The 12,864-nt window shown below is 37.4% G+C and carries 9 protein-coding genes; all 9 read right to left on the reverse strand.

Translation table 11 applies throughout. The features are described from left to right. Positions 1 to 4: 4 nt before the first annotated feature. Positions 5 to 667, reverse strand: a complete 663-nt coding sequence (locus tag SY85_RS03785; RefSeq protein ID WP_066401874.1) for an ABC transporter ATP-binding protein — start codon at positions 665 to 667, stop codon at positions 5 to 7. Between the two features lie 43 nt (positions 668 to 710). Next, entirely contained in the window at positions 711 to 2,147 is a 1,437-nt protein-coding gene (locus tag SY85_RS25845) for an ABC transporter permease (protein WP_226998993.1), read from the reverse strand. After that, positions 2,144 to 3,139 carry an ABC transporter permease gene (locus tag SY85_RS25850; protein ID WP_226998994.1) on the reverse strand — a complete coding sequence of 332 codons (996 nt, stop codon included), beginning with the start codon at positions 3,137 to 3,139 and terminating at the stop codon, positions 2,144 to 2,146. The genes SY85_RS25845 and SY85_RS25850 overlap by 4 nt, the downstream gene beginning before the upstream one ends. A 9-nt stretch (positions 3,140 to 3,148) precedes the next feature. Beyond that, positions 3,149 to 5,566, reverse strand: a complete 2,418-nt coding sequence (locus SY85_RS03795; RefSeq protein WP_066401875.1) for an ABC transporter permease — start codon at positions 5,564 to 5,566, stop codon at positions 3,149 to 3,151. Between the two features lie 19 nt (positions 5,567 to 5,585). After that, positions 5,586 to 8,015 (reverse strand): ABC transporter permease, encoded by a 2,430-nt coding sequence (locus SY85_RS03800; RefSeq protein WP_066401876.1) that lies wholly within the window; start codon positions 8,013 to 8,015, stop codon positions 5,586 to 5,588. A 10-nt stretch (positions 8,016 to 8,025) separates the two neighbouring features. Next, positions 8,026 to 10,173: an ABC transporter permease gene (locus SY85_RS03805; RefSeq protein WP_226999085.1), complete on the reverse strand. Its 2,148-nt coding sequence runs from the start codon at positions 10,171 to 10,173 to the stop codon at positions 8,026 to 8,028. Positions 10,174 to 10,187: 14 nt separating this feature from the next. After that, positions 10,188 to 10,460 (reverse strand): hypothetical protein, encoded by a 273-nt coding sequence (locus SY85_RS25855; RefSeq protein WP_226998995.1) that lies wholly within the window; start codon positions 10,458 to 10,460, stop codon positions 10,188 to 10,190. Positions 10,461 to 10,658: 198 nt separating this feature from the next. Then, a complete protein-coding gene (locus SY85_RS03810; RefSeq protein WP_066401877.1) occupies positions 10,659 to 11,336 on the reverse strand; it encodes an ABC transporter ATP-binding protein in 678 nt (225 codons plus the stop codon). A gap of 227 nt (positions 11,337 to 11,563) precedes the next feature. Continuing rightward, a complete protein-coding gene (locus tag SY85_RS03815) occupies positions 11,564 to 12,823 on the reverse strand; it encodes an efflux RND transporter periplasmic adaptor subunit (protein WP_226998996.1) in 1,260 nt (419 codons plus the stop codon). Between the last annotated feature and the right edge of the window lie 41 nt (positions 12,824 to 12,864).

A 12,864-nucleotide genomic window follows, 5' to 3' on the forward strand; every position in this document is an offset into this window, starting at 1 on the left:
TAACTTAATGCTTTATTAGTCCATCCATCAATTCAATAATGCGATGCCCATATGCCGCATTCTTTTCTGAGTGGGTAACCTGGATGATGGTTACGCCTTCTTTGTTTAACTGCTTGAAGATTTCCATAATCTCCTCACCTTGTGTTGAATTCAAGTTACCTGTAGGTTCATCAGCCAATATCAATTTTGGCTTGGCAATCAATGCCCGTACGATACCCACCAATTGTTGTTGACCACCAGATAACTGGTTAGGAAACAGGTCTTTCTTTCCAACAATGTTGAAGCGATCTAACATATCGGCCACAATTGCTTTTCTATCTGAAGACCTAACATCCTGATAAAGCAGAGGCGTTTCAATATTCTCGTAAACGGTTAGTTCATCTATTAGATGATAAGATTGAAAGACAAAACCGATAAATCGCTTATACAGTTCTGTGCGTTGCTTTTCCTTTAATTTGAAAACATCATTTCCAAGAAACTGGTAGCTGCCTTCATTTGGTTGATCTAGCATTCCAATGATATTCAATAAAGTGGACTTACCTGATCCGGATGGACCCATTATTGATATAAACTCGCCTTCTTTTACATTCAGGTTAATATCCTTTAAAATAAATGTGCGATTGCCTCCAACCTGATACCACTTGTATATGTTTTGTAATTCGACCATTCTTTTTATAGTCTTTTTAGGAATTTAGTATGAGGAAAGTACTTTATTCAGTACGTAAACTTTTAGCTGGATTAGTAGTTGCAGCCTTAATTGATTGAAAGCTTACTGTGATCAAGGCTATTAATAAGGCTATAAAACCAGTAATTAAAAACACCCACCAACTTATATTTACCCGGTACTCAAAATCTTGCAGCCAATTGTTCATAGCCCACCAAGCTATGGGAAATGCAATAAGCGCAGCAATAAATACAGGCTTCAAAAACGTTTTAGAAAGCATCGCCGTAATATTTAAAACACTTGCACCAAGCACTTTTCGAATTCCTATTTCCTTTATTCGTTGTTCTGCACTAAAGGCTGCCAGTCCAAACAAACCCATACAGCCAATAAAAATGGCCATGATAGTGAATATCCAAAGAAGTGTGCTCAATTTGTCTTCAGAGCTATACATTACTGCAAAGTTTTCATCAAGGAACTTATAATCTAATGGATAATCGGGTGAGAAACTATTCCATGTATTTTTTATGTGTTGTATGGTATTTGGAAGATGCGCAGCTTTTACTTTTATAGCCATTTTTACTAGTACTTGCGGATAGATTTGTAAAATAGTCGTACTTAACTTTTCATGCAGGCTCTTGACATGAAAATCTTTTACCACTCCGATTACTTTTCCTTTTTTTATCGGGTCAAGCGAATCGGCTGCAGACCATTTGTCCCAATGTAAAGGCTGTCCTATAGCTTTTTCAGGGGTACCAAAACCTAGCTCCTTTACCGCGGTTTCATTAATTATAAAACCTTCACTTACATCTGTAGCCATTTGTCTGCTGAAATCTCTTCCGGCGACTAGCTGTAAGCCCATTGTTTTAATATAGTCGTGATCAACTAATATTTGAATAGCTGAATATTCCTTATCACCATCTTTTGTAGGCAATTTTATTCCATCACCTGCCAATTGATCTCCAGGTAATCCATAGCCCCCTGTTACAGAAACAACACCAGGTGAACGCTTTAACTCCTCTTTAAAAACATCATATTTATCAGAAATATTCCCTCGTGTATCAAAGTAGATTATCTGGTCTTTATTGAAGCCTAGATCTTTTTGGTGCAGATAATTCATTTGTCGATACACAACTACGGTACATACAATTAATAAAGCAGATAGTGCAAACTGTATAATAACCAAACCTTGCCTTAAAACAGCAGTAGAATTAATACTGTTACCAGTTGGTTTTAATCCTTTCAAAACGCGAATTGGCTGAAAGCCGGACATCACCAAGGCTGGATAAATACCAGAAAGAATACCTATCAGTATAGCAGCACCTAAAATAAGCAGCACTAAAAGTGGATTGGTAAACAGATTAAAGGATATTGCTTTACCGGTAAAGGCATTTAGTGCAGGAAGAATAATAATTGTTGCAATAACTGCCAATAGGATGGAAATAAAGGCAACCAATATTGTTTCACCTGTAAACTGTAAGATCAACTGTTACGATCAGCCCCAATAGCTTTACGAACACCTATTTCTTTGGCCCTACGGAATGAACGGGCAGTGGCAAGGTTAATAAAATTAAAGCAGGCAATTAATAGTACAAATAAAGCTATGATGGTAAGACCTTTTACATATGTGGCATTTCCCCTTTTGGCATTATCAAATTCAAAACTTGCCGAATAAAGATGAATATCCTTTAATGCCTGGAAGTATGGCATAGTAATAAAACCAGATTCCTGCGTTTGAGGTTCTCCTTCTTTTTTAACAGCCAAATGAAGTTTGTTTTGCAATTGTTGCAGGTCTGTACCCTCTCTTACTTTTAAATAAGTAAAGAATTGCTGCCATCCCCATTTTTGCATTCTTTCAGCCGGTATGCCGGCAGCAGACATCGGGATGATATAATTAAAATCAAGATGAAAATGTTCAGGAAGAGAAGCTAAAACTCCTTTTACTTCAAAATTGGTTTTATCCAACTTTATCGTTTTTCCAATAGCATCAATACTGCCGAAATATTTTTTAGCTGTTTCTTCTGTAAGGACTACAGAGGATGAACCTACCAGGGCATTTTTTGCAGATCCCGCAGTAAATTTTAATGGAAAAATTTCAAAAAATGTGGAATCAGCTATAGCGCCTTTATTTTCATAGGCTCGTTTTTCCCCCACCTCCATCAGCATTTTACCATCCCACATTAGCATACGTGCTGCTTGTTCTACCTCTGGATAATTTTGCTTCATATACGTAGCAAAAACAGGAGGTGTATTGGCAGACGTTGTTGAAGCACCAGTTTTGCTAGTGTTTTTTAAATAGATCCGATATATACTGTTTCCGTCCTTAATGAATGTATCATATTGCAATTCGTCCCAGACAAACAAGCCAATAAGCAAGCAGCCGGTTATACCAATAGCTAAACCCAATATATTGATCAGGCTAAAACCCTTATAGCGAAGAAGATTTCGTATAGCTACTTTCAAATAATTTTTAAACATATAATACGTTTATTCTGTTCGTAGATTTTTAACCGGATTTGCCTTTGCCGCCTTAACCGTTTGAAAACTGATTGATACCAATGCAATTAGCATAGCAACTAAGCCAGCCATTAAAAACATCCACCAACTGATATGAATACGGTATACAAAATCTTGCAACCACTGATTCATAAAGTACCAGGCAATTGGAGAAGCAATTAGTAAGGCTAAGGCTACTAGTTTTATAAAATCCCTTGATAATAGGAAAACAATAGAATGAACACTTGATCCAAGCACTTTTCTGATTCCAATTTCTTTGGTTTTGCGTACAACAATAAAAGTGATCAAGCCCCATAAACCAATACAGCAAATAAAAATGGAGATCACTGAAAACGCTTTAAAGAGGTTATAATCTTTAGTTTCTTGTTCATAAAGTGTTGCTAGTGCATCATCAATGAAGCTGAATGTATAAACACTTTCCGGATAGATCTTTTTCCAAGCCTGTTCTATTTTGCTTAGTATTTGATGCATATTACCGGGATTCATACGAATACCAGCCGCATAGTAAAACGGAGGGAATGGTGTTAATACGACCGGTTTAATTTCATCATGTAACGAGGTAGTATGGAAATCTTCCGTTACCCCAATTATTATTGGTCTTATATTATTTAGCCCCAGTTCAATAATCTTACCAATGGCTTCTTCAGGTTTTTTATAACCCAACGTTTTGATCATGGCTGTATTTACCACCACGGCTGACCCAATATTTTTTTCTTCAGATGAGAGAAACCACCGACCTGCTCTTAGCTTCATCTGATAGGCCTTAATATACTCCTTATCACATGGTATTACTTTAGCTGTATACTCTATATTCGAAGGCAATTGCGGAGCTCTTAAACCCACACTTATACCATTATCTGATACAGGTGCCCCCAAGCAAAATGTTATATTTTGAATGCCAGCTTGTGTTTGCAAGGCGTTTCGAAAACTTTCAATCTTTGCACTATCACTATCCGGCAACGGAATTTCCACTACAGCTTCTTTATTAAAACCCAATTTCTTTTGGTGGAAGTAATCCATCTGCCTTGCAATGATTATTGTACATATAATAAGAGCAATAGAAGTTGCAAACTGAAATACCACCAGGCCTTTTCGTAAAAGCGTCGATTGTTTACTAGGTATATTTAGCTGATTTTTAAGTGCTGTAATCGGATTAAATCCTGCTAAAACCAAAGCCGGATAGGCTCCTGATAACAAGCTAACAACTAGCAGGGCCAATAAAGCACCCGACAAAAAAGACAGATCGATTAATTGATTAAACGATAATGACTTATTTAGAATAGTATTGACATAAGGTAAAGTAAGTCCAGCAACAACAAACCCAATAATAGCTGCTATTAAAGTAACAATAACTGTTTCCTGCATATAATAGAGAAACAATTGTCCTTTTGAGGCACCAATTGATTTCCTTACCCCTACTTCCTTTGCTTTTGTAAAAGCCTGCGATGTAGACAAGTTTATATAATTTACACAGGCAATAAGTACTATAAAACAACCCAGCAACCATAGCATGGTTAAATACTTTTTGCTAACTGTGTAGGTAGGGTTACTATTTTCAAATGTAGTATCAAAGTGCACTTCCGATAATGGCTGTAAATACATTTGCTTGTTACGATCTCGTTCCTCAGCACCGTATTTCTTCACAATTGCAGCTAAAGCGCTATTTACAGAAGCAACTGCATTAATGTTTTGTAAACGAACATATGTATACCCGTTACTGGTAAAGTTCCAATTATCAGGATCTAACCCACCCATAAACTCAGTAGTTAAGGTACCTAAGGACAAAAGCATAGTAATAGGCAAATGTGTTGCAGCTGGAATATCTTTGATCAACCCAACTACTTGAACATCAACTTTATTATCTATCCGAATTATTTGACCCAATGGATCTTGATCACCAAAATACCGTTTAGCCGTTGTAGCGGTTAAAACAGCCTGCCGAGGTGCGTTCAAGGCTTTTGCCTGATTGCCTTTCAGCCAGAATTTTTCTATCCCCGAAAAATCAAATACAGAAAAGAATAGCGAATCAGCAAAAATGATGTTTTTTTCCTCAAAAGGGTCTTGATTTCCAATTCGTACATTCGCGTTATCGCTAAAATGAATCTGAGTAATTGGCATACTGGCCATTTCATTTCTTAGAAAACGTGCTGTTGGGTAAGGTGTTTCGGCCTCATACTCTATTTTATCCTCCCTACTCTGCTTTGTTACAACTCTATATATGGAATTACGATCACCCAGAAACTTATCAAAGCTGTTCTCATGCTTAACAATCAAAAAGATGATAACAACAGCAGCAATGCCAATTGATAAGCCGAGGAGGTTTATTAAAGTAAAACTTTTATGACGCCAAAGGCTGCGGAATATTTGTTTAATATTTCGGAAAAACATGTTGTACGTTTTGAGAGAATTATTCTGTTCTGAGGTTTTTCACAGGGTTTGCTGAAGCCGCTTTTACCGTTTGGAAGCTGATTGTAATAAAAGCAATTATGGCAGCAACAATACCGGCCACTAAAAAGAACCACCAGGAAATACCAATACGATAGGCAAAGTCCTGCAACCATTGATGCATAATATACCAGGCAATTGGGAAAGCTATAATAGCTGCTACGATAACCAGCTTCATAAAATCTGCAGACAATAAGCCTACAATACTCTTCACATCAGCGCCTAACACTTTGCGAATACCAATTTCTTTTATCCGTTGACCAATTGCAAATGCGGATAAACCTAAAAGCCCCAGACTAGCAATAAATATGGCAATACAAGCAAATACGGTAAAAATGGCTTTTTGACGCTGTTCCGCTTCATAGAGCCTGTTGAAGTTTTCTTCAAGAAATGTATATTCAAAAGGCACTTCTGGTAAAAACTTCTTCCAGGTATTTTCAATATGATTTAAAGCTGCGGGAATATTTTGTCCTGATAACTTGATCGAAAGTTGAGCATATGAAGTACGACCAACAGGCATCAAGAAGGCTATTGGTAAAATGCGTTCATGCATAGACTCAAAATGAAAGTCATGAAACACACCAACAATCTCCCCTTTTCTTCTTCCATATTGAAATTCTTTTCCAACAGCTTCTTCTGGAGACTTTAATCCCAAAGCTTTTACCCCTGCTTCATTGACTAGAAAGGCAGAAGTGTCTCTAAGGCCATTACTCCTGGAAAGATTCCGTCCAGCTACTACTTTTACTCCATAGGTACTCAAGAACCCATCGTCACCTACAACCATCTTGATATCTGCTCCTGAAGGCGCCAATGAATCACCACGTTTTATCTGTGCACCCATTGCATCTAATAATCTACCTGTGGGAATACGGGAAGATCGACCAACTTCTTTAATGAGCGTATTAGAAGTCATTTCATTTCTAAAACCTTCATAATGTTCTGCAAGTGCACTATTGTAACCTAAAACCACAACATGATCGCGATCAAAGCCCAATGACTTGTTTTGCATGAATCGCAATTGTTGAAATACAACGATTGTACTAACAATGAGGATGATAGATATTGCAAACTGCAAAACCACTAAAACCTTCCGGAAAGAGAAGACATGATTATCTACCTTGATAATTCCTTTTAACACTTTTACCGGCTGGAAGGATGACAAGAATACAGCAGGATACAAGCCTGAAATAATGCCAACGATAAATGGAATGAATAATAATGGAACAATGATCTGCCATTGTAATAAGCTTTTAACTGACAAGGACAATCCAGAAAGTTCATTCAACCAAGGCATCAAAAGCCAGGTAAGTATAAAGGCCAGTATGGTGGCTATCCAGGAAATAAGTACCGATTCGCTTAGAAATTGTGCAATCAGCTCCTGTTTACTTGCCCCTATGGTTTTTCTTACCCCAATCTCTTTCGCTCGTATGATAGATCTTGCTGTAGAAAGATTCATATAGTTAATACAAGCAATCAGCAAAATGAATAAGGCAATGGCCGAGAAAATATATACACGCTTAATATCTCCATTCTCTTCCATTTCATCGTCTTTATGGGACCGCAAATGAATATCGGTCAACTTTGTAAAGGATAAGGATGTCCATTGGCTGGGTTTAAACTTGTCGCCTTCAGAAGGGATATGACGGTCAAGGAAAGCCGGCATCTGTGCTTCCAGGTTTTTAATCTTATAATCCTCTGGAACTAATAAATAGGTATAAAAAGAATTATTACCAAAGTTGGTCCGTAACCGCTCCTCACCATAGATAGCTGTATCCTTCAGTGTATTGAAAGAGATCATGATCTGTGGATGAAAATGAGAATTAGAGGGGAATGCTTTATAAACACCCGTAACTTTTGCATCAATTTGATTATCCAGACGAACTACTTTATTAATAGGGTCGCTGGTACCAAAATACTTCCGGGCCACTTCTTCAGTTAATAATACGGTGTATGGATCGTCGAGTGCTTTGTCCTTATTTCCTTTTAAAACAGCCACATCAAAAACATCAAAGAAATTTTCATCTGCAAAATAGACGTCACGCTCGTTGAATCGCTTTTCTTCATAACGAAAAGCAGTGTTGCCATTTTGAAGTACGCGTGTCATTTTTTTGATCGCCGGAAAATCATTCACAAATAAAGGCCCAAATGGAGGTGCCACTGCGCTCAGCGCCAAGTTGATATCACCTGTTTCCGGATTTATGAACGTACGATTAACCCGGTATATATTTTCAGCCTTACTTTGATACTTATCATAACTTAGTTCATGTATGATATAAGAAAGTATCAGTAAACAACAGGTAACCCCAACGGTTAAGCCAAATAGGTTGATCCCTGAAATAAACTTATGTTTCATCAGGTTTCTAATGGCGATCTTTAAATAATTCCGTAGCATATAATACGTTTTATTCAGTTCTCAGATTTTTTACTGGATTTACCAATGCCGCTTTTATACTTTGCATGCTAATAGTAAGAACGGCTATCAGCAATGCAATAATGGCTGCAACTAAGAAAATCCACCAACTTAAGGGCGTTCGATAGGCAAAGTCTTGAAGCCAGTTATACATGAACCAGCCGGCTAATGGTGCGGCTATCAGGAAGGCAATACTTACTAACTTGATAAAGTCTTTTGAAAGTAGACTTACAATACTGGTAACGCTGGCGCCTAAAACCTTTCGAATACCAATCTCTTTTGTTCTTTGTTCTGCTATATATGCTGCCAAGCCAAATAAACCCAAACAGGCTATAAATATGGCAAGGGATGAAAATATCAAGGCAATCTTTCCAATACGCTGCTCGGCACGATACATTTCATCAAATGATTCATCCAAGAAACGATAATGAAATGGTATTCCAGGGGCCATAGTTTTCCAAAAGCCTTCAGCCTGATTTATAATATTCGATGCTTTGTCAGCTTTTACTTTAAAGGAAGCCAGACCAGTGCTTTTACCAAATCGCATACATAGTGGTCCAATTGACTCTTTAAGCGATTCAAAATTGAAGTTTTGAACAACGCCGATTATTGTAAAAGAGATCATCCTCCCGGTACTAATATCATCAATGGTATAAATCAATTTGCCTATAGGATCTTCATAACCTAATATCTTGGCAGTCGTTTCATTTATGATGACGGCGTTAGAGTCTGTTAGATGCTGAGAAGAGAAGTTACGCCCCTTAACTACGTTCATTCCCATGGTAGGGATGTATTGATCATCTACCGTCCAATACTGCATGTTTAAACCACTCTTTGCATCAATAACCGCTTCTTTTGAAAAGGTCTGGTCATTACGGGAAGAATTGGATACCGGTAAGTAATCGCTATAACTGGCATTGATTACTCCTGAATTCTTTACCAGTTCATTTTTAAACGCAGTAGTATTATTGGCAAGCGCATAGGTATTGTCTATAACCAAAACCTGATCTTTACTAAAACCAAGCTTTTTGTTTTGTATATAGTTCAATTGCCTGTAGATGACTATTGTTCCAATAATTAGAATAATAGAAGTGGCAAACTGAAATACAACTAATACACTACGAAGTCCTCCACTCCTGGCTCCTATACTTAACTTTCCTTTTAAAACCTGGATAGGCTTAAAGGCCGAAAGATAAAAGGCTGGATAGCTCCCCGCTAATAGACCAACAATAAACGGAATGATGATTATAATAAGTAGTATTGGAAATGAAAACAGATAGCTAAAGCTCATTTGTTTTCCTGAAATCGTATTGAACAGCGGGAAGATCAGGTAAACAATACCTAATGATACAATAAACGCAAAAACGGCCATTAAGGTAGATTCGCAGAGAAACTGACCTATCAGGTATCTCCTATCCGTTCCTAGAACTTTACGAATACCTACCTCTTTTGCCCGACCAGCCGAACGGGCTGTTGTCAAGTTCATAAAATTGATACAAGCAATAACCAATATGAAAAGCGCAACAGCAGAAAATATGACGACATATTGGATATTCCCACTAGGACTTAATTCAAATGACCGATCTGAACGCAAATGAATATCGGTTAAAGGAATCAGGCTGTAATCCAATTTATTACCTGCTTTTTTAAAATCATCCATGCTCTGGATGTTCATAATAGCCTTTGCCTGGGCCAGCACATAGGTATTCGTGTATTGAATAAACTTTTTCTCAAAAGCCTTTACATCTGTACCTTTTCTCAACAACAAATAGGTGTGAAAATTATGGCTTAGATAAGAGCCCCATTCATAATTCACATTATCCATTGAGAATATCAGATCTGCATTAAAATGTGAATTCGTAGGCATATCCATGATAACGGCCGTTACCTTATACAGGGTACTTTTATCATCATTGGTTTCAATTATTTTACCTAAGGCATTTGTAGTACCGAAATATTTATTGGCAGCAGACTCTGTAATAACTACTGTATTCGGATCGTTTAGTGCAGTTTTAATGTCACCTTCAATTGTTTTAAAACTAAAAACATTAAAAAAAGTAGAATCGGCATGAAAAACACGATTCTCATTTATAAAATTGTTGCCCTTCCGAATTAATTTGGCTCCATTTGAATTATAGATTCGGGTGTACTGCTCTACTTCCGGGTAATCTTTTTTAACGTAGCGCCCATCATATCAGACGTAACGGGCAAATGAAGATCTGTGCCACCAAATCGTATGTCAGAATTAATTCTATATATACGCTCGGCATTTTGATTAAATCGATCATAACTTATCTCATCTAACACATAAATGGCAATCAATAAGAAACATGCCAGTCCACAAGCTAGTCCCGTAATATTTATGATAGAGAAAGCCTTATTTTTTATAAGATTGCGGAGTGCTACCTTAATATAATTCTTTAACATAAACAGCGTTTATTCATTGCTAAAGTTGTTTACAGGTGTTTTCTAGGTAAGTTTCAAAGAATTCAATGCCACAGTACTAATTATAGCATTTAAGAGTTGACTACGTTACACAAAGAGATTAACCTGCCATTTTACAAAAGCAAATCATGTACATCAGCTTTAATTTGAAGTCTAACTATCCTCTACTCTATCCGTCTCCTATGCAATAATGTTTTCCAGTACGGCCTGACCATCTAACATTCTTATAATGCGATGGCTATACCTGGCATCATGCTCAGAGTGTGTTACCATGATGATCGTGGTTCCTTGTTCATTTAGATCCGTCAATAATTGCATTACTTCATTACCATTCGAAGAATCCAGATTCCCTGTAGGTTCATCTGCCAGTATTAATTTAGGATTATTCACTACAGCACGCGCTACGGCTACACGTTGCTGCTGACCACCAGACAATTGCTGGGGATAGTGGTTACGGCGATGCATGATCTGCATTTTATCCAATACTTCTTCTACGCGCTTTTTACGATCGGTTGCACTAATTCCTAAATAGATCAACGGGAGTTCAACATTCTCAAAAACCGTCAGTTCGTCTATCAGGTTAAAACTTTGAAATACAAATCCGATATTCTTCTTGCGCAAGTCTGCCCGCTTACGTTCATTATAGTGAGCGATCTCCAGTCCATTAAACAAAAAGCTACCACCATCAGGGTCATCTAATAAACCAAGAATATTAAGCAATGTAGACTTGCCACAGCCTGATGGACCCATGATAGCTACAAACTCCCCTTCTTTCACTTCAAATGAAAGTTTATTTAAAGCGACCGTCTCTACATCTTCAGTACGATAAACCTTTTCTAAGTTGGAGATCTTTATCATAATAGCAGTTGATTTTTATGCTTATTTAAAAATGTATAAAGGGTTTAATACATCGAATCCATTATCGTAAGTAGTAGTACAAGTTCTCGGTGTTTCTACTTTACTTTCACAAATTGAAAAGCTATTAGTCATTAATTCAGTTATGCATAAACTGAAAGACAATAACAAAACATTTGTCAATGAAGAATACCAATGCGCTCTCATAAAAAATGATTTATTAGCTATAACTATTTTTTCAGCACTAGTTCCTGCATATTGCCATAGTTTTCATAGCTAGAAGTCACCACTTTATCGCCAGGCTGCAAGCCACTTAACACTTCATAATAGTCTGGATTCTGACGGCCTAATTGAACATCAACCTTATAAGCCATGGTACCATTCTCATTTACTTTAAATATCCAATTGCCACCAGTTTGTTGAAAGAAACCTCCTTTAGCAACTAAAACAGCTTGCGTTTCATCGCTTAAAGAGAGTCTAATTTGTAATGTTTGCCCACGCCGAACATCCGAAGGTGGTGTATCCACAAATTCCATATCCACCTGGAAACGACCATTATTTACCTGGGTATATACCTTTTTAATTCGCAGTTTGTATGTTTTACCCGCCAATGTTGCTTCCCCCAATTGACCAATCATTACCCGGGATATATAATGCTCATCAATATCTACACGCACCTTATAACCACTCATTACATCTATTTGTCCTAAACGTTCGCCCTTGTTCTTTGATTGTCCTATTTCAGCATCCAATGATGTTAATTGACCGTCAACCGGAGCACGAACAATCAAGTCTCCTACTTTGCGGCGCATTAAGGCTAAAGCGTTTTGCATGCGTGCGTACGAAGCACCCATCTGGCTAATTTGTTGTTTATTGGAAATAGCATCCTGTTGTAGCGTTTGCTCGTTAAGTTTCTTACGATTCACTTGATAGGTAAAATTATTTTCAGAAGCTTTAAACTCTTGTGAACCAATTACTTTTTCTTCATACAAATGTTTGTTGAGCTTGTACAAGCGTTCCGCCTCAATAAATGCATTGTCCACATCTGCTTTATGGTTAAGCTGTTGAATAGTGTTTTGAACGGCATTGTTTTTCGTGTTCTGCATTTGTGTTAAAACATCAAACACTGCCGTTTCCTGGTTTGCCAGGCTTAATTCCAAATCGGTATTAGACAACCGAAGAATCGGTTGACCTCTTTTTACAAACGCACCATCCTCTACTAACTTCTCTTCTATCCGGCCTCCTTCTATTGCATCAAGATAAATAGTTGTGATCGGCATGATCATTCCATTTACTGGAATGAATTCTTGGAAAGCTCCTTTTTTCACTTCGCTTATTGTGATTCTTTCAGGATCTACATTTAACCGGCTTTTACCAGAAGTGAAGTACCAGCTAGCACAAATGAGTAAGACCAATGCAGTGATACCAGCAATACTTAGTATTCGTTTTTGATTCCAGCGTTTTTTTTCAATTTTACGATCCACGGTCATTTTGGTTTAAGAACCATCCAGCATTATTAAAACACTGGATG

This window comes from Flavisolibacter tropicus (assembly GCF_001644645.1).
GTDB classification, from domain to species: domain Bacteria; phylum Bacteroidota; class Bacteroidia; order Chitinophagales; family Chitinophagaceae; genus Flavisolibacter; species Flavisolibacter tropicus.